General features: G+C 54.6%; 22 protein-coding genes. 14 read left to right on the forward strand and 8 right to left on the reverse strand.

What is annotated here, in order from left to right; all coding sequences use genetic code 11:
• The first annotated feature begins 302 nt into the window (after window positions 1–302).
• On the forward strand, window positions 303–1,211 hold the full coding sequence (locus HMCN_RS0103035; RefSeq protein ID WP_025915991.1) for a patatin-like phospholipase family protein: 909 nt from the start codon (window positions 303–305) through the stop codon (window positions 1,209–1,211).
• A gap of 9 nt (window positions 1,212–1,220) precedes the next feature.
• Here HMCN_RS0103035 and HMCN_RS0103040 read toward each other — a convergent pair whose 3' ends face one another.
• Entirely contained in the window at window positions 1,221–1,784 is a 564-nt protein-coding gene (locus HMCN_RS0103040; RefSeq protein ID WP_025915992.1) for a C40 family peptidase, read from the reverse strand.
• Between the two features lie 224 nt (window positions 1,785–2,008).
• On the opposite strand from HMCN_RS0103040, the gene HMCN_RS0103045 reads away from it, so the two are divergent.
• From HMCN_RS0103045 to greA, 4 genes are all read left to right on the forward strand, one after another.
• On the forward strand, window positions 2,009–2,416 hold the full coding sequence (locus HMCN_RS0103045) for a heme-binding protein (RefSeq protein ID WP_025915993.1): 408 nt from the start codon (window positions 2,009–2,011) through the stop codon (window positions 2,414–2,416).
• Between the two features lie 234 nt (window positions 2,417–2,650).
• On the forward strand, window positions 2,651–3,814 hold the full coding sequence (gene carA, locus HMCN_RS0103050) for a glutamine-hydrolyzing carbamoyl-phosphate synthase small subunit (protein WP_025915994.1): 1,164 nt from the start codon (window positions 2,651–2,653) through the stop codon (window positions 3,812–3,814).
• The gene (carB, locus tag HMCN_RS0103055; RefSeq protein WP_025915995.1) at window positions 3,807–7,025 is read left to right on the forward strand and encodes a carbamoyl-phosphate synthase large subunit; all 3,219 of its coding nucleotides are present in this window, start codon (window positions 3,807–3,809) and stop codon (window positions 7,023–7,025) included. The genes carA and carB overlap by 8 nt, the downstream gene beginning before the upstream one ends.
• 98 nt (window positions 7,026–7,123) lie before the next feature.
• The gene (greA, locus tag HMCN_RS0103060) at window positions 7,124–7,600 is read left to right on the forward strand and encodes a transcription elongation factor GreA (protein ID WP_025915996.1); all 477 of its coding nucleotides are present in this window, start codon (window positions 7,124–7,126) and stop codon (window positions 7,598–7,600) included.
• 175 nt (window positions 7,601–7,775) lie between these two features.
• Here greA and HMCN_RS0103070 read toward each other — a convergent pair whose 3' ends face one another.
• The gene (locus HMCN_RS0103070) at window positions 7,776–8,249 is read right to left on the reverse strand and encodes a YhbY family RNA-binding protein (protein WP_025915997.1); all 474 of its coding nucleotides are present in this window, start codon (window positions 8,247–8,249) and stop codon (window positions 7,776–7,778) included.
• 47 nt (window positions 8,250–8,296) lie between these two features.
• On the opposite strand from HMCN_RS0103070, the gene HMCN_RS0103075 reads away from it, so the two are divergent.
• From HMCN_RS0103075 to glmM, 4 genes are all read left to right on the forward strand, one after another.
• Window positions 8,297–8,941 (forward strand): RlmE family RNA methyltransferase, encoded by a 645-nt coding sequence (locus HMCN_RS0103075; protein WP_025915998.1) that lies wholly within the window; start codon window positions 8,297–8,299, stop codon window positions 8,939–8,941.
• Window positions 8,942–9,066: 125 nt separating this feature from the next.
• Complete coding sequence (ftsH, locus tag HMCN_RS0103080; RefSeq protein WP_025915999.1) at window positions 9,067–10,953, forward strand: ATP-dependent zinc metalloprotease FtsH; 1,887 nt, start codon at window positions 9,067–9,069, stop codon at window positions 10,951–10,953.
• A gap of 83 nt (window positions 10,954–11,036) precedes the next feature.
• A complete protein-coding gene (gene folP / locus HMCN_RS0103085) occupies window positions 11,037–11,876 on the forward strand; it encodes a dihydropteroate synthase (RefSeq protein ID WP_025916000.1) in 840 nt (279 codons plus the stop codon).
• A gap of 20 nt (window positions 11,877–11,896) precedes the next feature.
• Window positions 11,897–13,219, forward strand: a complete 1,323-nt coding sequence (gene glmM / locus HMCN_RS0103090; protein WP_025916001.1) for a phosphoglucosamine mutase — start codon at window positions 11,897–11,899, stop codon at window positions 13,217–13,219.
• Between the two features lie 68 nt (window positions 13,220–13,287).
• On the opposite strand, the gene HMCN_RS0103095 is transcribed toward glmM, so the two are convergent.
• The 6 genes from HMCN_RS0103095 to HMCN_RS0103115 form a co-directional block, all read right to left on the reverse strand.
• Window positions 13,288–14,190, reverse strand: a complete 903-nt coding sequence (locus tag HMCN_RS0103095) for a triacylglycerol lipase (RefSeq protein ID WP_162174112.1) — start codon at window positions 14,188–14,190, stop codon at window positions 13,288–13,290.
• A gap of 180 nt (window positions 14,191–14,370) precedes the next feature.
• The gene (locus tag HMCN_RS0103100) at window positions 14,371–14,874 is read right to left on the reverse strand and encodes an RDD family protein (protein WP_369792133.1); all 504 of its coding nucleotides are present in this window, start codon (window positions 14,872–14,874) and stop codon (window positions 14,371–14,373) included.
• Window positions 14,875–14,880: 6 nt separating this feature from the next.
• Window positions 14,881–15,144, reverse strand: a complete 264-nt coding sequence (locus tag HMCN_RS19080; RefSeq protein ID WP_155837355.1) for a hypothetical protein — start codon at window positions 15,142–15,144, stop codon at window positions 14,881–14,883.
• A complete protein-coding gene (locus HMCN_RS18175) occupies window positions 15,107–15,484 on the reverse strand; it encodes a DUF3106 domain-containing protein (protein ID WP_051566724.1) in 378 nt (125 codons plus the stop codon). The genes HMCN_RS19080 and HMCN_RS18175 overlap by 38 nt, the downstream gene beginning before the upstream one ends.
• 1 nt (window position 15,485) lies before the next feature.
• Complete coding sequence (locus HMCN_RS0103110; RefSeq protein ID WP_025916004.1) at window positions 15,486–15,902, reverse strand: DUF3619 family protein; 417 nt, start codon at window positions 15,900–15,902, stop codon at window positions 15,486–15,488.
• Window positions 15,899–16,468, reverse strand: coding sequence for an RNA polymerase sigma factor (locus tag HMCN_RS0103115; RefSeq protein WP_025916005.1), 570 nt, complete (start codon window positions 16,466–16,468; stop codon window positions 15,899–15,901). The genes HMCN_RS0103110 and HMCN_RS0103115 overlap by 4 nt, the downstream gene beginning before the upstream one ends.
• A gap of 524 nt (window positions 16,469–16,992) precedes the next feature.
• On the opposite strand from HMCN_RS0103115, the gene HMCN_RS0103120 reads away from it, so the two are divergent.
• From HMCN_RS0103120 to HMCN_RS0103140, 5 genes are all read left to right on the forward strand, one after another.
• On the forward strand, window positions 16,993–18,711 hold the full coding sequence (locus HMCN_RS0103120; RefSeq protein WP_025916006.1) for an acetolactate synthase 3 catalytic subunit: 1,719 nt from the start codon (window positions 16,993–16,995) through the stop codon (window positions 18,709–18,711).
• A gap of 1 nt (window position 18,712) precedes the next feature.
• Window positions 18,713–19,204: an acetolactate synthase small subunit gene (gene ilvN / locus HMCN_RS0103125; protein ID WP_025916007.1), complete on the forward strand. Its 492-nt coding sequence runs from the start codon at window positions 18,713–18,715 to the stop codon at window positions 19,202–19,204.
• A gap of 36 nt (window positions 19,205–19,240) precedes the next feature.
• Window positions 19,241–20,257 carry a ketol-acid reductoisomerase gene (gene ilvC, locus HMCN_RS0103130; protein ID WP_025916008.1) on the forward strand — a complete coding sequence of 339 codons (1,017 nt, stop codon included), beginning with the start codon at window positions 19,241–19,243 and terminating at the stop codon, window positions 20,255–20,257.
• Between the two features lie 81 nt (window positions 20,258–20,338).
• The gene (locus HMCN_RS0103135; protein ID WP_025916009.1) at window positions 20,339–21,076 is read left to right on the forward strand and encodes an SIMPL domain-containing protein; all 738 of its coding nucleotides are present in this window, start codon (window positions 20,339–20,341) and stop codon (window positions 21,074–21,076) included.
• Complete coding sequence (locus HMCN_RS0103140) at window positions 21,073–21,261, forward strand: hypothetical protein (protein WP_025916010.1); 189 nt, start codon at window positions 21,073–21,075, stop codon at window positions 21,259–21,261. The genes HMCN_RS0103135 and HMCN_RS0103140 overlap by 4 nt, the downstream gene beginning before the upstream one ends.
• Window positions 21,262–21,374 lie beyond the last annotated feature (113 nt).

Here is a 21,374-nt window from a genome sequence, read left to right on the forward strand (position 1 = left end):
CTGAATGCCAAGCCCATTTTTCTCACGCATTATTCGAGCAAGTCTGCTGCAGGTGCGCGTGAGTATTCCTTAATTGGGTGTCCGGATTTCGGGAGGGGAGGCACTGTGCCGCCAAGACCATCAACTACAGGTTGAATCGGTGGCAGGCGCTGGCGTATTATTAAAAGCGCTGGCGTCATGCTTATCCTGGTTTATCTATGCCCGCTGGTCATCTGGTGCGTTTGCCCGGGTGTTCAGTCCATTCCAGCAGCACTGCTTCTTTATAAGCTAAAATCGGAACGGTGCAAATACGCGATAAATCGATGCCATCCCTACGTTGTTGCTTTCCCTCCCTGATTGTAGTTGCATTCCTGGCAAGTGGTTGCAGTCTGATCGCACCGGCTCCTGTTGTCGGGTCCGTAACAACTCCTGCGAAACCCGTACGCAATCTCAAGATCGGCCTGGCCCTGGGCGGCGGCGCAGCGCGCGGTTTTGCCCATATTGGCGTGATCAAGGCTCTGGAGGCGCAAGGGATTGTGCCCGATATCGTGGTTGGAACCAGCGCCGGCAGCCTGGTAGGTGCGCTGTATGCGGCCGGAAATAATGGTTTTGCTTTGCAGAAAATGGCGATGGAGATGGACGAGGCCGCCATTTCGGACTGGTCGGTGCCGCTATTTTCAAAATTCAGCGGAGTCATCAAGGGCGTGGGTTTGCAGAATTACATTAACAAGACGATTCGTGATGTCCCGATAGAGAAACTGATAAAACCGTTTGGCGCCGTGGCAACCGATCTTGATTCCGGCCAGCCAATTTTGTTTCAACGCGGCAATACCGGTCTTGCCGTCAGAGCGTCATCTGCTGTGCCCGGCATATTTCAACCGGTCAGGATCGGCGGTCGGACATATGTTGATGGCGGACTGGTGGCGCCGGTTCCTGCCAGGTTTGCGCGCGAGATGGGCGCCGATTTCGTGATTGCGGTAAACATCTCCTCGCAAGCCGATGTACTGACTAGCTCAGGTTCCCTCGATGTGCTGATGCAAACCTTTACCATCATGGGGCAACGCATCAATAAATATGAGTTGAGAGAGGCTGATATTGTCATTCAGCCTGGTCTGAACGGCATGAAGGGGAATGATTTCAATGGCCGCAATGTGGCCATCATGGCCGGCGAGAAGGCGACCGTTGCCGCGATGGGTGAAATCAAGAGGAAATTAAAGGCAATGCAGCAATGAGGCGCCGATCTACTGCGGTTCCGGTTCATTGATGCGGCGGGCGCCGTTGAAACGCTGTTTCCAGTAGCTCAGATCCATGCTTTCGATGCGCACTTGCCCTCCGGCCGACGGGGAGTGGATGAACTTGTTGTCGCCCAGATAAATTCCGACGTGCGAAAAGCCGCGCTTGAGCGTGTTGTAAAACACCAGGTCGCCCGGCCGCAGGTCTTGCTGTTCGATTGTCTCGCCGACGCGGCTGATTTCGGCCGAAGTGCGGGGCAGGTTGGCGCCCCAGGCTTCCTTGAATACGTAGCGCACCAAGCCGCTGCAATCGAGTCCGCTTTCGGGTGTGCTGCCGCCGTACTTGTAATGGATCCCGATCATTCCCATCGCTTGCAGCGCCAATTCCGAGGCGCGACTGGAAAACTCGACCGCACGATGACCCAGATCATGCAATTTTTCGAGTGCAATGCTGGTTTTGGGTGGCAGTGGTTCAGCGGCCCAGCTTTGGCCGTGACACAGCAGCGCGCCAATCCACATGCATGAGAGTGCAAATTTCTTGATCTGAATAATAAGTGCTGGTTTTGTTGTCATTGTGACATTTTTTCAGCTTGGGACACTACACTTTAAGTGAATGCCGCCAACCTGTCAAAGCAAGCGGTAAAATTTAACTTTCAGCTCGATGGCGGTCTTCAGGTTGCCTGCAATGGGTATCGATCCTGCCGGAACGGAATCGTCGTGCTGACAGTAAAAAAAACAGTTTTAATGGTGGGTAGCGCCCATCGTACAATCCTGCCATGTTCATATCGGGAGTCGTAATGCAATCCAAGCAAATGTTGACACTTGACGATGTTAAGAAAATTGCCGCCGCAGCAGAGGCGGAAGCCATTAAAAATAATTGGGCAGTCGTGATTTCGATTGTGGACGACGGTGGGCATCTGCTTTGGCTGCAGCGCCTTGATGGCGTGGCGCCGATATCTGCCCATATTGCGCCAGCCAAGGCCAAAACGGCGGCGCTGGGTTGTCGCGAATCCCGGATTTATGAGGAAATGATCAACAACGGCCGCGTTTCTTTCCTGTCGGCGCCGTACATCGATGGCATGCTGGAAGGCGGCGTTCCCATCATGCTCAACGGGCAGTGCCTGGGAGCGGTCGGTGTCTCCGGTGTGAAATCAGCTGAGGATGCGCAAATTGCCAAGGCGGGGATAGCTGCTTTGGGGTTGTAGGCGGAAAAGTCTTTTTTGCATGTGTTTCTGGCGCTTCCTGCTGCAAGTTTGCTGATTTGCGGGAGGGGGCGCTTTGCGCTATAATCGCAGGGTTTAATCAAACTTACCCCGCCGTAGCGCATACCATATTTCATCCCATCAAAACGACTTGTTTCCGACCTTGGCGCACCGGCCCGGGAAGGCTGCGGTTGTTGTGGTGCGGCGCAGCGGCGGTAACAACATCAGGAGTTACCCTTGCTGCCATTTTTTTCTGGCCACACCGTTCCGGCCATACTCGCGCTAGCAGATGGGTCGATTTTTCAAGGTTTCTCAATTGGCGCTGAAGGCCATACAACCGGTGAGGTGGTATTCAACACTTCGATGACCGGTTACCAGGAGATTCTTACCGATCCCAGCTATAGTCACCAGATTGTCACACTTACTTACCCCCATATCGGCAACACTGGGGTCAACCCCGAAGATGTGGAGTCCGGCAAAATACATGCGGCCGGATTGATCATCAAGGATTTGCCAATTGTTACGTCCAGTTTCCGTGCCACGCAAACTTTATCGGATTATTTAAAAGCCGAAAATATCGTCGCCATTACCGGAGTCGATACCCGCAAACTAACCCGGATTCTGCGTGAAAAGGGTGCGCAAGGCGGCACCATCCTGGTCGGCGACGATGCCGGGAAGGCATTGGCGCTGGCGCGCGCCTTTCCAGGGCTGGGCGGCATGGATCTGGCCAAGGTGGTGTCGACCACCAAGCCTTACAGCTGGTTCGAGACCGAGTGGCAGCTGGGTAAGGGGTATGACAGGCAAATTGCGCCGAAACGTCACGTGGTCGCTTTCGATTACGGCATCAAGCGCAATATCCTGCGCATGCTGGCGCAACGCGGCTGCAAGATCACCGTACTGCCGGCGCAAGCCAGCGCTGCCGAGGCACTGGCCCTGAATCCGGACGGCATCTTCCTGTCCAACGGTCCAGGCGACCCTGAGCCTTGCGATTACGCGATCGCCGCCGTCACCGAATTGATCGAGAGGGGCATTCCGACCTTCGGCATCTGCCTCGGGCATCAGATCATGGCGCTGGCTTCCGGCGCTAAGACGCTGAAGATGAAATTTGGCCACCACGGTGCCAATCATCCGGTGCAGGATCTGGACACCAGGCAAGTGTTGATCACTTCACAAAACCACGGCTTTGCAGTGGATGCGGCAACTTTGCCGGCCAACTGCCGCGTAACCCACGTATCCCTTTTCGATGGTTCATTGCAGGGTTTTGTCCGCACCGACAAGCCTGCTTTTTGCTTCCAGGGACACCCTGAGGCGTCGGCCGGCCCACATGACATCGCCTACCTGTTTGACCGCTTTGTGACAATGATGGACGCAAGCGTGATGGAGAAGAATAAACATGCCTAAGCGCAATGACATTAAAAGCATCCTGATTATTGGCGCCGGCCCGATCATTATCGGCCAGGCCTGCGAATTCGATTATTCCGGCGCGCAAGCGTGCAAGGCACTGCGTGAAGAGGGTTACAAAGTTATTCTGGTCAACAGCAATCCGGCCACCATCATGACCGACCCGGAAATGGCCGACGTAACCTACATCGAACCGATTACCTGGCAAGTGGTGGAGCGCATTATCGACAAGGAGCGCCCGGATGCGATCCTGCCGACCATGGGTGGCCAGACCGCACTGAACTGCGCGCTGGATTTGCACAATAACGGCGTGTTGGCGAAATACAAATGTGAACTGATCGGCGCTTCGCCGGAAGCGATCGACAAGGCGGAAGACCGTTCCAAGTTCAAGCAGGCAATGACCAAAATCGGCTTGGGTTCTGCCCGTTCCGGCGTTGCGCATACGATGGAAGAATCCTGGACAGTACAAAAGGAACTCGGTTTTCCGGTCATCATTCGTCCCTCGTTTACGATGGGCGGCACCGGCGGCGGCATCGCGTACAACGCGGAAGAATTCGAAACTATCTGCAAACGCGGCCTGGAAGCGTCTCCGACTTCCGAGTTGCTGATCGAGGAGTCGCTGATCGGCTGGAAAGAGTACGAGATGGAAGTGGTGCGCGACAAGGCGGACAACTGCATCATCGTTTGCTCGATCGAAAATCTGGATCCGATGGGCGTGCACACCGGCGACTCGATTACGGTGGCGCCGGCGCAGACCCTGACCGACAAGGAGTACCAGATCATGCGCAACGCCTCGCTGGCGGTGCTGCGCGAGATCGGCGTCGATACCGGCGGCTCCAACGTGCAGTTTTCGATCAATCCGGCAGACGGCCGCATGATCGTCATCGAGATGAATCCGCGCGTGTCGCGTTCTTCCGCGCTGGCGTCGAAAGCGACCGGCTTCCCGATCGCGAAAATTGCCGCCAAGCTGGCAGTCGGCTTCACGCTCGACGAGTTGCGCAACGAAATCACCGGCGGCGCAACGCCGGCTGCATTCGAGCCGTCGATCGATTATGTCGTCACCAAGATTCCGCGTTTTGCCTTCGAGAAATTCCCACAGGCGGATTCGCACCTGACAACACAGATGAAGTCGGTGGGCGAAGTGATGGCGATCGGGCGTACTTTCCAGGAATCGTTTCAGAAGGCGCTGCGCGGCCTGGAGGTTGGCGTCGACGGCCTGAACGAAATGACCAAGGACCGCGAAATCATCGAGGAAGAGCTCGGCGAGCCTGGTCCGGAGCGCATCTGGTACGTCGGCGATGCATTTGCACAAGGCTTCACCTTGGAGGAAGTGCATCAGCTGACGCACATCGACATGTGGTTCCTGGTGCAGATCAAGGAAATTGTCGATATCGAACTGTGGCTGGAAACCCAGACCCTGGATGCGCTCGACAAACCGCTGCTGTACAAGCTCAAGCAAAAAGGCTTTGCCGACCGTCGTCTGGCCAAGTTGCTCAAGACTACCGATACCGCGGTGCGCGAGAAGCGTCATGCGCTGAACATCCGCCCGGTCTACAAGCGGGTCGATACCTGCGCCGCCGAGTTCGCGACCAACACCGCGTACATGTACTCGACCTATGACGAAGAGTGCGAAGCGCAGCCGACCGACCGCAAAAAAATCATGGTGCTGGGCGGCGGCCCGAACCGTATCGGCCAGGGCATCGAGTTCGACTATTGCTGCGTGCATGCGGCGCTGGCGATGCGCGAAGATGGCTACGAAACCATCATGGTCAACTGCAACCCTGAAACGGTCTCGACCGATTACGATACCTCGGATCGCTTGTATTTTGAATCGCTGACGCTGGAAGACGTGCTGGAAATCGTTGCCATAGAAAAACCGTTCGGCGTCATCGTCCAGTACGGCGGCCAGACGCCGCTGAAACTGGCGCTCGACCTGGAGGCCAACGGCGTACCTATCATCGGCACTTCGCCCGATATGATCGATGCGGCCGAGGATCGCGAGCGCTTCCAGCAATTGCTGCAGGAACTGAATCTGCTGCAACCGCCCAACCGCACCGCGCGCACCGAGCAGGAAGCGCTGGAAAAGGCAATGGAGATCGGTTATCCGCTGGTGGTGCGCCCGTCGTATGTGCTGGGTGGCCGTGCGATGGAAATCGTGCATGAACAGCGCGACCTGGAACGCTATATGCGCGAAGCGGTCAAGGTGTCGCATGATTCGCCGGTATTGCTGGATCGTTTCCTCAACGACGCAATCGAGTGCGATGTCGACTGCATCAGCGATGGCACCCGAACCTTCATCGGCGGCGTGATGGAACATATCGAGCAGGCAGGCGTGCATTCCGGCGACTCCGCGTGTTCGCTGCCGCCGTACTCGCTGTCGCAGGAAACCATTGATGTGCTGAAGCAGCAAACTGCATTGATGGCAAAGGGCTTGAATGTGGTGGGGTTGATGAATGTGCAGTTTGCCATCCAGCAAAAGGATGGCAAGGATGTTGTGTATGTGCTGGAAGTCAATCCGCGCGCTTCGCGCACGGTGCCTTTCGTCTCCAAGGCCACGGGGCTGCAATTGGCCAAGATTGCAGCGCGCTGCATGGTTGGGCAGTCGCTGGAGAGTCAGGGCATTTTGCACGAAGTGGTGCCATCTTATTACAGCGTCAAGGAAGCGGTTTTCCCGTTCGTGAAATTCCCCGGCGTCGATACTATTCTCGGCCCGGAGATGAAATCCACCGGTGAGGTGATGGGCGTCGGCAAGACCTTCGGCGAGGCCTTTGTCAAAGCCCAACTTGGCGCAGGCGTGAAGTTGCCGAAGTCGGGCAAGGTGTTCATCAGCGTCAAGGCCAGCGACAAGCCGATCGCAGTACAAGTTGCCAAGGATCTGGCCCGGCTCGGATTTGCCATTGTCGCCACAAAAGGTACGGCAGCGGCCATCAGCGCAGCCGGAGTGCCGGTGACGATGGTCAACAAGAAGAGCGAAGGCCGCCCGCACGTGGTGGACATGATCAAGAACAATGAAATTGCCATGGTCATCAACACGGTCGAGGAAAAGCGGAGCGCGATCATTGATTCACGTGCCATCCGCACTTCTGCGCTGGCAGCGCGTGTAACGACGTTTACCACTATTTTCGGTGCGGAAGCGGCGGTGCAGGGAATGGCGCATCTGGACGAGTTGCATGTCTATGATTTACAAGGACTGCATAAAACCCTACACTAAGGCAATAGTCAAATCCCCAACCTGCAGAGGTCATTAACGGCGCTGAGCTTGCTCGGCGCTAGTTATGACCTCTGTAGCTTTTAATATAGTTGAAAATTATGAGCTCAGTACCTATTACCAAGCACGGCGCCGAACTTCTGAAGCAAGAATTGCATCGCCTGAAGACAAAAGAACGCCATGAAGTCATTAATGCAATTTCTGAAGCGCGCGCGCAGGGCGATTTATCGGAAAATGCCGAGTATGAGGCGGCCAAGGAAAAGCAGAGTTTTATCGAGGGGCGGATTCAGGATCTGGAAGGTAAGCTGGGCGCTGCCCAGATTATCGACCCATTGTTGCTGGACGCCGAGGGGCGCGTGGTGTTTGCTTCCACTGTTTACCTCGAAGACCTGGAATCGGAACAGAAAGTGACCTATCAAATCGTCGGTGAAGACGAGGCTGACATAAAGGAATTGAAAGTGTCGGTGACGTCCCCCATAGCGCGCGCGCTGATTGGCAAGTCGGCCGGGGATGTGGTCGAAGTCAAGGCGCCGGCAGGTATCCGCGAATATGAAATTCTGGAAGTGCGTTACATCTGAAGTCCCTGCGCTGCCATGCTATCCGGGGATGCCAGCCATGTGGCGGCACCCCATCCGGTTTTTGCATGGGCCGGAAGATCAGTGGGAGTATGCTGGAAAATATATCATTTCCCGCATATTAATGCTGTGGGAAAATTTATACTCCAATGACCTGATGTATTTCTGACGGTGGATTCTATTTGCTTCCGAGTGCGCTTTTCTTGGCGCTGGTTTGGCGCGGCTTGGCGCGCTTGATGGTGCCGCCTTCGGTGACGCGTTCGTTGCCTTTGAGCATCACTTTGGTGACTGAGGGGCGCTTCGTGCCGCTGGCACTAGGTTTGACAATCGTCACCTCGCGCATGCCTCGGCCCTTTTTCTCGCTGCGTTCTTTTGGCGCTTCTTTTTGCGGACGGTAAATCACCAGCAGTTTGCCGATATGCTGCACCGGAGTCGCCTTGAGGTGTTCGCACATGGTGTCGTACATGGCAATTCGTGCTTCACGGTCATCCCCGAAAACCCGTACTTTGATTAACCCGTGTGCATCCAGCCCCGCATCAATTTCCTTGAGTACGGCAGGTGTCAGGCCGGCTTCGCCGATCAACACGATGGGGTTGAGCGCATGCGCTTCTGAGCGGAGTGCGCTACGTTCTACAGGGGTAAGTTTCAACATGATTTCGGTAACCGACTAATATCTTCTAAAGGCACTATTCTACGCGAATGGCTAAAAACAAATTAAACAAAAACTGGCTGCACGATCATATCAACGATCCCTATGTAAGGCTGGCGCAGAAAGAGGGTTATCGCGCCCGGGCCGCATACAAGCTCAAAGAGATTGATGAGGATGAAAAATTGATCAAGCGCGGCCAGGTCATCGTCGATCTGGGCTCCACTCCGGGCAGTTGGTCGCAGTATGTCCGCAATAAACTCTCCGGCCAGGATGGCGGTGGCATTCATGGCACGGTTATCGGCCTGGACATGCTGCCGATGGAGCCGATCGCGGATGTGCATTTTATCCTGGGGGATTTTCGCGAAGAGGGCCCCTTGCTGGCGCTGGAAAATCTGCTGGCAGGGCGCAAGGCGGATCTTGTTTTATCCGATATGGCGCCAAATTTATCCGGTATCGCCGTCGCCGATGCAGCGCGGGTTGAATATCTGATCGATCTGGCAATCGCTTTCGCCAAGGCGCATATGAAGCCGTCCGGCTCTTTGCTGGTTAAATGCTTTAACGGCACCGGTTTTAATGATATTTTGGCGAAATTCAAGCAGGAATTCAAAGTTGTTTCACAAAAGAAACCGAAAGCAAGTCGGGATAAATCTTCCGAGATATTTCTGTTGGGAAAAGTTTTGAAAAATCCGGAGTAATTGCACTTCATGCCTTGATTTTCATCGGGGGCAATCGCATATGCGCTAAGACAGGCGCATGACATTGCGAGTAAAATCAGCACATTAGGATAGCAACAGAGCGCTTTCGCGCTAAAGGAGTTCTTGTGAACAATATGTTTTCCAAAACGGCAATTTGGGTCGTGATTGCCCTCGTGCTATTTACCGTGTTCAAGCAGTTCGACAGCCGGGCGCTGACGAACGGCGCCACACCTATCCAGTACTCCGATTTTCTGGATGAAGTGAAGGCGCAGCGCATCAAGGAAGCGGTCATCGAGGATCGCAGCATTGTTGCGACTACGACCGAAGGCAAGAAGGTCAAGACTTCGGTCACGTATCTGGATCGGGGCCTGATTGGCGACTTGGTCAATAACGGCGTCAAATTCGATGTCAAGCAACCGGAAGAGCAGTCTTTCCTGTCGCAAATATTCATTTCCTGGTTCCCGATGCTATTGTTGATTGGGGTGTGGGTATTCTTCATGCGTCAAATGCAAGGTGGCGGCAAGGGCGGCGCTTTTTCTTTTGGTAAATCCAAAGCGCGCATGCTTGATGAGGCCAGCAATACAGTGACTTTTGCCGACGTGGCCGGTTGTGACGAGGCCAAGGAAGAAGTGCAAGAGCTGGTCGATTTTCTGAAGGAGCCGACCCGCTTCCAGAAACTGGGTGGTCGTATTCCGCGTGGCGTTCTGATGGTCGGACCGCCGGGCACTGGTAAGACCCTGTTGGCGCGCGCCATCGCTGGCGAAGCGAAAGTGCCTTTCTTTACCATCTCAGGTTCCGACTTCGTCGAAATGTTCGTCGGCGTGGGCGCGTCACGTGTGCGCGACATGTTCGAAAACGCGAAGAAGAATTCGCCGTGCATTATCTTTATCGATGAAATCGATGCGGTAGGGCGCCATCGTGGCGCCGGCATGGGCGGTGGCAACGACGAGCGCGAACAAACCTTGAACCAGATGCTGGTCGAGATGGATGGCTTTGAGCCCAATTCTGGCGTCATCGTGGTTGCCGCCACCAACCGTGCCGACGTGCTCGACAAGGCGCTGTTACGTCCCGGCCGTTTTGACCGTCAAGTAGTGGTAGGTTTGCCTGATATTCGCGGCCGCGAACAGATCCTGATGGTGCACATGCGCAAGGTACCGATTGCACCCGATGTCAAGGCAGACATTCTGGCGCGCGGAACTCCCGGTTTTTCGGGCGCTGACTTGGCCAATCTGGTCAATGAAGCCGCACTGTTTGCAGCCAGACGCAATAAGCGACTGGTCGAAATGAAGGATTTCGAGGATGCCAAGGACAAAATCGTGATGGGTCCCGAACGCAAGTCTGCGGTCATGCGCGAGGAAGAGCGCCGGAATACCGCTTTTCATGAGTCAGGCCATGCGGTAGTGGCAAAGCTGCTGCCGAAAGCGGACCCAGTGCATAAAGTCACCATCATGCCGCGTGGTTTCGCCCTCGGGCTGACTTGGCAACTGCCGGAGCATGATCGCGTCAACATGTACAAGGACAAGATGCTGGAAGAAATTGCCATCCTGTTCGGTGGCCGCATCTCGGAAGAAATTTTCATGCATCAGATGTCGACCGGCGCGTCGAATGACTTTGAACGTGCTACCAAGCTGGCGCGCGCGATGGTGACGCGCTATGGTATGTCCGAGTCGCTCGGAACGATGGTGTATGAGGATGCCGAGCAAGATGCCTATTTTGGACGGGCATCGGCAAAGACGGTATCCGAGGCGACGCAACAAAAAGTTGACACAGAGATCCGACGCATTCTGGATGAGCAATATGCACTGTCGCGTAAATTGCTGGAAGAAAATCGTGAAAAGGTTGAGCTCATGGCCAAAACTCTGCTCGAATGGGAGACCATCGATGCCGATCAAATCAACGACATCATGGAAGGCAACGCGCCGCGTCCGCCTAAAGAAGGCATCCCGGCCAAGCGTTCTTCTTCCGACAGCAGTTCCGGCGGCGTAACTCCCAACGCGACGGCACCTGCCTGACCAGACAAAGCTGCGGTCAGGCAGGAACTGGATGAAATGACAAGGGTGGGGCTATTTGGTCCCACCTTTTTTATATGATTGATATGGAAAATTACTTTCAATGCGGGCGCTACCGCCTGCCGCTGCGAGAGGGCGAACGGCCGCTTGTAATGGGTGTGCTGAATGCGACCCCGGATTCTTTTTCCGATGGGGGGCAATATCTTGCGCTGGAATCTGCGCTGTCGCGTGCCGAACAGATGATTGCAGAGGGTGTTGATATCATCGATATCGGCGGTGAAACCACGCGTCCCGGCGCGAAAATGCTGCCGCTGGAGCAGGAGTTGCAGCGCGTAATGCCATTGGTTTATGCCTTGCGCGATTGCGGCAAACCGCTTTCAATCGACACTTACAAGCCGCAGGTCATGCGCGAAGCCCTGGCGGCAGGCGCCGATATGATTAATGACATCAATGGCTTTCGTGCGGAAGGCGCAGTGGACGCCGTTAAAGGCAGTGATTGCGGCTTGTGCGTGATGCACATGCAAAATCAGCCGCAAAACATGCAGGATGATCCGCACTATGCCGACATGGTGGATGAGGTGACCGGTTTTTTACGCGAACGCGTCGCCGTGCTGCAGGCGGCAGATGTTTCCCGCTCGCGCATCTGCATCGACCCCGGGTTTGGCTTCGGCAAAACCTTATCGCATAACCTCGCCCTGCTCAAGGGTATAGCTTCAATGCAGGAGGCGCTGGATTTGCCTTTGCTGGCGGGAATGTCGCGCAAATCCATGCTGGGTGCAATAACCGGCCAGCCGGTTGAGAAGCGACTGGCCGCCAGTCTTGCCGCGGCCCTGGTTGCGACAGCCAATGGCGCCAGGATATTGCGCGTGCATGATGTGGCAGAAACGATTGACGCTCTTGCAGTCTGGCAAGCTGCGATGCGATAAACAGAACAACAAGGATCACAATGTCGAGAAAATATTTCGGTACCGATGGTGTGCGCGGCCGCGTGGGCGAAGCGCCGATTACGCCTGATTTCGTCATGCGGCTCGGTTATGCCGCAGGAAGGGTGTTAACGCAGACCGACGTCAAGCCGGCGGTATTGATTGGCAAGGACACGCGGATTTCCGGTTACATGCTGGAGGCGGCGCTGGAGGCAGGATTTTCCGCTGCCGGCGTGGATGTAATACTGGCCGGTCCGGTGCCGACACCGGCGGTAGCCTATCTGACGCGCGCGCTGCGGCTGTCGGCCGGCGTTGTCATTTCTGCCTCCCATAACCCATATTACGATAACGGGATCAAGTTTTTTTCGGCCCAGGGCAATAAGTTGCCGGATGATGTCGAGCAGGCAATCGAAGCTGCGCTGGATGCTCCGATGTCCTGCGTATCTTCCGAGAGGTTGGGGAAGGCGCGCCGCATCGATGATGCGCGGGGGCGGTATGTCGAATTTTGCAAGTCGACTTTTCCGACCGAACTGGATTTGCGCGGACTCAAAATAGTTCTCGACTGTGCCCATGGTGCCGCTTACCAGATTGCCCCGTTGGTATTTCACGAGCTGGGCGCCGAGGTCGTGACCATTGGAAATCAGCCGAATGGCTTGAATATCAATGACGGTTTCGGCGCCACTGCGCCCGAGGCATTGACGCTTGCCGTGCGTGCCCATCAGGCCGATCTCGGGATTGCGCTGGATGGCGATGCTGATCGCTTGCTGATGACCGACGCTTCCGGCTGCCTGTATAACGGCGATCAACTATTGTATTTGATGATCAAGGATCGCTTGAAAAACGGCCCTGTAGTCGGCGCAGTCGGGACCCTGATGACCAATATGGCGCTGGAAGTCGCCCTGAAAAAAATGGGCGTCGGCTTTGCCCGTGCCAAGGTTGGCGATCGCTACGTGCTCGAAGTGTTGCGCGAGCGCGGCTGGATTCTGGGCGGCGAGGGTTCAGGTCATTTGTTGTGTCTTGACAAGCAGACTACCGGCGACGGCATCGTTTCAGCGCTACAAGTCCTGTCTGCCTTGAAACGCAGCGGCATGACGCTGGCGCAGTCGGTCGCTGACTTGCTGCTGTTCCCGCAGACTTTAATCAATGTCAGGGTGCCAGCCGGTTTCGATTGGCTGAAAAACTCCGCGATGGTGGCCGAGAAAGAGCAAGTCGAGCGTGAGTTGGGCGACAACGGCCGTGTACTGATTCGTCCGTCCGGCACCGAGCCCCTGATCCGCGTGATGGTCGAGGCTCAATGCGCTGATCTGGCGCAACGGATGGCGCAGCGCATTGCCGACAGAATTTGAGTTCAGGCCGATCCGCAGAGCGATTCATGCGCTGGCGTTTGAGTACGCATCTGCGCTGGCAATTCTTGTCAAAGCTGTCCGAGCCTGGCTGCCAGCCTGATTTCTGCTAGCGCTAGTGCTTGCACGGTCGGGTGCAGACCCAGTGCGACATGACCGATTCTGGGCAATCCGATGTTATTTGCGCCGGGCAGGTGGCATGACTGTTGTGGCGCCACGATATTGTCGTGCAGGGAATAAATCGAAGTGATCAGCGCGCGGCTGGCCGTATCTTCCGCACTGGCCAAATTGCGCAGCCAGTCGGAAGGCTGGCCGCGATCGGCATCGCCATGCCATCGCATTTGCTGGCTGTTGATACCGATGCCGAATTTTGCCAGCATGGTGCCGTGATGCGGTGTGCCAACAGAGATGATTTTCGCAATTCTACGACTGCCGTACTGATGCAGATACACCCTTGCGGCCAGGCCACCCATGCTGTGCGCGAGGATGATAAGTTGCGTTTTTCCACTTTCCCTGCAGAGTTCTTCAACCGCTTTATTGAGGCTGGCCGCATAATCATCGATTCCGCCCAGTAATGGTTCCAGGTCGATGCCCTTGTGGCTGATATTCGACCGTATCAGGTGGCGTCGCATGCTGTGCCAATAGCCGCTGTTGCAGCCATATCCGTGAATTAATAGTACCGGCAATCCCGCAGCCTGCGGCGCGACAGTGCCGGAAAACGAGCAGAATGGCATCTGCCAGGAGGTTACCAGCATGCTGGCCCAGAATTCTTGAAACAATAAACGTCCGCCCGTTTTCCAGGAGAGTCTCTGTTCCGTCGGTAGCGGGCCGCGGTAGCGATAGGCAATGAAAAAAGTGTTGGCGATCAACATGAAGCGCACCAGGGCGAGCGCGCTAAAACTCAAGATCCATGCCAACGGCATGCTGGCGACAAGGAAATAATGGTGCAATACGATGCACAAACCGGCGACCATAATGATTTGTAAAAAAATCAACGCGCGGGTGATCCGTACGATCATCTGGAACCCGATGTAGCCATAGTAATGAGGTTTGCACCAATTTTATTTTCTGCGGAATTATAGCTGGGGTATATGCATAAACTCCGATTATTCCGCATGATATACGAGATGCATAAATAATACAGGCGCTAGTATCTATTTTTTCCGGCTGGGCTGGACGGGAGCCAAGCTGACTAATCTGGTGCCGGCAAGTTTGTCATGCAGAAACTGACGGTCCTTGTCCAGCATTGCCGTCAGCGCCCACAGGCATATGCCGGCCGCTATTACGCCGATGCTTTCCCAGCCCTTCAGACCCAATGCAAAATTGAGTGCCATGGCCGGCAGAAACCACATCCATGCCAGTAGATAGCGTAGCGCTGCTCTGCTGAATGGGACGTTATCTGTGTCCTGTGCTTCCAGTTTGATATGCCAGGTTTTCATTGCCAGTGTCTGGCCGCCGCGCATCCAGCAATACAGGAAGTACGCGCCCAGAACGATAAACAGCCAGAATTGTCGCGTATGCCGCAATGTCAGTGCATGACGGCTTTGCGTGAGGGTATCAAATAGCCATCCGGCAATGAAGACCACGCCAAAAATCAGCATGGCTTCGTACAGCATGCATACCAAACGACGTTTCAGAAGGGCAGGTGGTTTCAGCAAGAGGTTTTACTTCGCATCGGGTGGTACGGAGGGCGTAAGTATACTTGAATCCCTGACTGGTGCTTGTTCTGGCAGGGGCGGTATTTTCTTGGGCTTGACAAGCAAATTGTCGTTGTTTTTATGCGCACTGGGTACGCTCGCGCCTCTTTTTTTGTTGATGACGGCAGCCGCAAGCTCCTTTTTTTGATCTTCGGGAAGTTGCTGATACTGCTGCCAGTGTGCATTTTTTTGATCAGAATTGATTTTTTTTGTTGCGCCAATAGTTCTCACGTGCAATGCGTCGTTGTTGTGGAGATAGCTTGACCCATTCGCGCATGCGATTTTGTATCCGGCTGCGTTCCTCCGGCTTCATCGAGGGAAATTTATTGCTGATTGCCAGCCATTTATTTTTGTGGGCGGAGTCCAGTCGATCCCAATCGGCAGCCAGCGGCGCAAGCGCTTGCTGTTGCCCTGCGGATAATGCCGACCAGTCTGATTTGGCGTCGCCATTGAATGCCGACGCCGCCAGAGCCGCCGGCGCATTCCGTACTGTTGCTGCGCAGGCAGGGAGCGATAGAGCAAACGTCAGGGCAATCAGCGCGCATGGGGTAAAACTAATTTCATGCGCCATACTACTCTCCGCGGCTGGATAGATACGCGGTGAAGCCGTGATCAAGGTAGGCTGCCGGTGGCAATTCATCTGCCAGGATGGCGACGTCGATATCTGCAGTGTCTGCGATATGCCGTTGTTGCTCGAATTGATAAATGCCGGCTAGTCCGCCGATTAATGCAATTGCTGGCATGATCATGCCGATACGACGCAACCATGAGAATGGTGCGTGAAAGCCGGTTGTGCCGTGTCCCGCAATCGATGCTTGTGTATTGGAAACGAGCAGAGGCGTATCTTTTTTCTTGCGGGATAATGCAATACTGCGTGCGGCGGCTAATCTGGATACGGTGTTGTCCGGCAAATTCGCTAAGTTCCGATCCAGTGCGTGTCGGATTTTATAGGCGAAATCCAGTTCTTTGGCTTTTTTTGCGGTATTCATAATCGTATTCCTTTGGCGCGCAAAGATGCTGCGAGCGCATGTGTTGCCCTTGAGCAATGCGTTTTTACACTTCCTTCAGAGCAACCCATTGCAATAGCTGTTTCGGTTACATCCATATCTTCCCAATAACGCATCAGGAACGCTTCCCGTTGACGGGCGGGTAGTTTTTGTACTTCCTCTTCGATCAGGCCCAGCACTTGCATCCGTTCTACCTTGTCGGCGCTGGATTCGGTCGCTTGCGAATCATCCCTGGATTCGTAGTGCTCGAGCGGGTCGAAGTCTTCCCCTTCTTCGGTGTTGCCGCGCATCGCCGAAAAAAGCGTCACCCAAGTGTTGCGAACTTTTTCTCGGCGGAAAAAATCCAGAATAGTGTTTTGGAGAATGCGCTGAAACAGCATCGGTAGTTCGGCAGCCGGTTTATCGCCGTATTTTTCAGCAAGTTTGATCATCGCGTCCTGCACAATATCCAGTGCCGCTTCGTCTTTGCGTACTGCATAGACCGCATGCTTGAAAGCGCGACGCTCTACGTTTTCTAGAAAATCTGATAGTTCTTTGTCAGTTGCCACGTGCGGAGATGGTAATTCGTGCATTAAAAAGATGGATCCAGCCCGCATCGCCGTAAAATGGCTTTGAATATCATGCATAGAAAGGCCGGTGGTGCGGTGCGGCTTCTGAATTGTCGGCCAATCCTAGCAAATATGGGGAAATTCTGCCTGCTTTTTTGTGAAGATTACAAAGGATTAGCTTGACCAAAATGGTGCGACGCATTAACGTTACAACCGCTTCGGAATCCCGAAGTCAATGGTCTTTTCGTGCGCTGCACATGACGCAGTACTCCGATTTGACATGCTTTTCTTAAGAAGCTGTTTGTTCTAACCCACGCCACAAGCGTGAGAAATCAAAGTGTCGCAACAAAACCCCGGCTGAACGAGTGGCATTTAACGTCTGCTTTGAATCATGTCTACGGATATGCAACGAAGGGACGTGACCGCACAAAAAAGGGAAGCCGCGAATTGTCGCATTGCACAGGATGATTTCGCCAGGAGAGAACATCCGATCAATCTCCAATGGATCTTGAAAGGAATGTAGCATGAGTGCAGAAGAAATTACAGGCGCAGAAATTGTTGTGCGTTGTCTGGCTGAAGAAGGTGTGGAACACGTTTTCGGCTATCCCGGTGGCGCGGTACTTTACATATACGATGCCATTTTCAATCAGAATAAGTTCCAGCATATTCTGGTTCGTCACGAGCAGGCTGCAGTGCATGCCGCCGATGCTTATTCGCGCAGTTCCAAAAAAATCGGGGTCGCCTTAGTCACCTCCGGCCCAGGCGTGACCAATGCGGTAACCGGGCTGGCTACTGCCTATATGGATTCGATTCCGATGGTGGTGATATCCGGCCAAGTGCCGTCGAACGCAATCGGGCAGGATGCCTTTCAGGAATGCGATACGGTCGGCATCACCCGTCCGTGTGTGAAACACAATTTTCTGGTCAAGGATGTCAAGGACCTGGCGACCACGATGCGCAAGGCGTTCTTCATCGCTACCACCGGCCGTCCCGGCCCGGTTCTGGTCGATATTCCTAAAGATATCTCGATGCACAAGTGCGTCTATGAATATCCGCGCGAACTTGAAATGCGGTCCTACAAGCCGGTTGACAAAGGCCATTCAGGTCAGATTCGCAAGGCGGTGCAATTGTTGCAACAGGCCGAGCGGCCGATGATTTACACCGGCGGCGGCGTGATTTTGGCCAATGCAGCCCCCGAACTGAACAAGCTGGTCGATAAGCTCGGTTACCCATGCACCAATACACTGATGGGATTGGGCGGCTGCAGGGCTTCCAGCGATAAATACGTCGGCATGCCGGGTATGCATGGTACTTATGAGGCGAACATGGCGATGCAGCATTGCGATGTATTGATCGCCATCGGAGCCCGCTTTGATGATCGCGTGATCGGCAATCCAAAACATTTCTGTTCGCATCCACGCAAAATCATTCATATCGATATCGATCCATCGTCGATTTCGAAGCGTGTCAAGGTCGATATCCCGATTGTCGGCAACGTCAAGGACGTGCTGCAGGAGTTTCTGGCGCAGCTTGATGCCTCCGAGAGCAAGACCAATGTAAACGCACTGGCCGACTGGTGGAAACAGATCAATGAATGGCGCGGCCGCGAGTGCCTGAAGTACTTGCCTTCGACCGAGGTCATCAAGCCGCAATCTGTGGTGGAGAAGTTGTGGGAAGTCACCAAAGGCGACGCCTTCATTACTTCCGATGTGGGACAGCACCAGATGTGGGCAGCGCAATATTATCCGTTCGACAAGCCGCGGCGCTGGATGAATTCCGGCGGCCTGGGCACGATGGGGGTTGGCTTGCCGTACGCAATGGGCGTGCAGATGGCCAATCCCGATGCGACGGTCGCCTGCATCACCGGTGAAGGTTCGATCCAGATGAACATCCAGGAACTGGCGACCTGCAAGCAATACCATCTGACGCCCAAGATCATCATGCTCAACAATCGTTTTCTCGGCATGGTGCGCCAATGGCAGCAAATCGAATACGGCTCGCGCTATGCGGAATCCTATATGGATTCGCTGCCGGATTTCACCAAGCTGGCCGAGTCTTATGGTCATGTCGGCATGAAGATCGAAAAGCCGGGCGATGTCGATGGCGCGATGCGTGAAGCGTTTGCGATGAAGGACAAGCTGGTATTCATGAATTTCATTACGGATCAAACCGAGAACGTCTGGCCGATGGTCAAGGCCGGCAAGGGTCTGACTGAAATGCTCTTGGGTTCGGAGGATCTGTAATATGCGACATATCATTTCTGTACTGCTGGAAAACGAGGCCGGCGCTTTATCGCGGGTAGTCGGCCTGTTTTCCGCGCGTGGCTACAATATCGAAACTTTGACGGTCGCGCCGACCGAAGACGCAACCCTGTCGCGTATGACCGTTGTCACTAGCGGTTCAGACGACATCATCGAGCAAATCACCAAGCATTTGAATCGCCTGATCGAGGTAATCAAGGTGGTCGATTTGACCGAAGGTGCGCATATCGAGCGGGAATTGATGCTCATTAAAGTGCGGGCGGTAGGCAAGGAAAGGGAGGAAATGAAGCGCACTGCGGATATTTTCCGTGGCCGGATCATCGATGTCACCGAGAAAACCTACACCATCGAACTTACCGGCAACAAGGGCAAGCTGGATGCGTTCATCGATTCGATTGACCGTACCGCGATCCTGGAAACGGTCCGTACCGGCGGTTCCGGCATCGGCCGCGGTGAACGCATCCTCAAAGTTTAAATTTAGTCATCACTTCAATTGATTTTAGGAATAAAAATGAAAGTCTTCTACGATAAAGATTGCGACCTGTCCCTGATCAAGGGCAAAAATGTGGCCATTATCGGCTACGGCTCGCAAGGTCATGCGCACGCACAAAACCTGAACGATTCCGGCTGCAAGGTCACGGTAGGCCTGCGCAAGGGCGGCGCTTCCTGGGACAAGGCTAAAAACGCCGGCCTGAATGTTGCTGAAGTCAATGACGCGGTCAAAGCTGCCGACGTCATCATGATCCTGTTGCCGGACGAGAATATTGCCCAGGTTTATACCGAAAACGTCGCACCTAACGCCAAGCAAGGTGCAGTACTGGCTTTCGCCCACGGCTTCAACGTGCATTACGGTCAAGTTGTGCCACGTGCTGATCTCGATGTCATCATGATCGCGCCGAAGGCACCGGGCCACACTGTGCGCGGCACTTATGCCCAAGGCGGCGGGGTGCCGCACCTGATCGCCGTGTATCAAGATAAATCCGGCGTGGCGCGTGAGATTGCACTGTCCTATGCGATGGCGAACGGCGGCGGCCGTGCCGGTATCATTGAAACTAATTTCCGTGAAGAAACTGAAACCGACCTGTTCGGCGAGCAGGCGGTTTTGTGCGGCGGTACCGTCGAACTGATCAAGGCCGGCTTTGAAACCTTGGTGGAAGCTGGTTACGCGCCTGAAATGGCTTACTTTGAATGCCTGCACGAGCTGAAGTTGATCGTTGACCTGATTTATGAAGGCGGCATCGCCAACATGAACTACTCGATCTCGAACAATGCCGAGTATGGCGAATACGTCACCGGCCCGCGCGTCGTGACCGAAGACACCAAGAACGCCATGCGCCAGTGCCTGAAAGACATCCAGACTGGCGAATACGCGAAAAGCTTCATCTTGGAAAACAAGGCTGGCGCACCAACCTTGATTTCCCGCCGTCGTCTGACTTCCGAGCATCAGATTGAGGAAGTTGGCAGCAAGTTGCGCGCTATGATGCCTTGGATCGCCAAGAACAAGTTGGTGGATCAAAGCAAGAACTAGGAAGCAATTGCATTCATATTGTCGTTAATGAAAAAAGGGGTGTGCGGCGACGTACACCCCTTTTTATCTTGGAGAAATGGCATGAAGAAAATCTGTGCAGCTGCAGCGCTATTGTGTGCAATTTCCGGCGGGGTCTTGGCTCAACAAGTTGCAACTGCCGGCACTTTGGTGACCGTTTCTGCAGCCGGGGAGGTCCGGGCTGGAAACAATGAAGCGCGCGCCCTGTTTTTTATCGAGGAGCAGGACAAGGACAAGGCTGCGGCTGCGTCCAGGGTTAACCAGAAAATGCGACAAGGAGTGGATGTTCTGAAGAAGGAAGACCCGCAAGCGACCCTGGCTTCGCGCAATTACTACACATACCCGGTCTACGAGGAAGAGCGGCCGCAGACTGGCGCCAATGCGCGCAAGCGCCAGTTGACGGGCTGGCGGGTCGGCCAATATCTGGACATGAAAACCGAAAACTTGCAAAAATTGCCCGCCACCGTGGCGGCAGCGCAGAATGTGCTGGCGCTCAACGGCGTCACATTCGGTTTGTCCGAGGCACTCGGCAAGCGCCTCGATGCCGCCCGCATCACCGATGCATATCAGAATCTGATGATGCGGGTGCAGGTGATTGCCAAGGCGATGGGACGCAATGCAACGGACGCCATCATCGAAACGGTCGATTTTGACAGCGTTGACAATCCCGCGCGACCATATATGGCGGCATCGATGCTGGAAAAGTCGGCCCGTATGGACGCGCAAGTGGTTGAAGCCAGTTTCGAGCCGGGTGAAAGTACGCTGGTCACGCGCGTGGTGGCGCACGTTCGATTCAAATGATCCGGCGCAATATCGCTGGGCTGTTGCTGCTTTCCGGCTTGGCGGCCTGCTCCAAGCCGGCGTCGCCAGATAATAATCCGCTGATGGAGCCGGTCAAGGCGCTCGAACAGGCCAAGGCGGTCGAAGGCCGTTTGATGCAGCAGGCCGAGCAGCGACAGCAGAGGCTTGAAGCGGGCGAAAAATAGCGGAGATTTTCGTAGCAGGGAATTGACGTTATACTTGCCGACCAGAATATACGCTGCTGTAAACTTGAAGTAAGCGTGTATTCATCCTGAACATCGGAACTGCAGGCAGGATG

The organism is Herminiimonas sp. CN, assembly GCF_000622895.1.
GTDB lineage: Bacteria > Pseudomonadota > Gammaproteobacteria > Burkholderiales > Burkholderiaceae_D > AVCC01.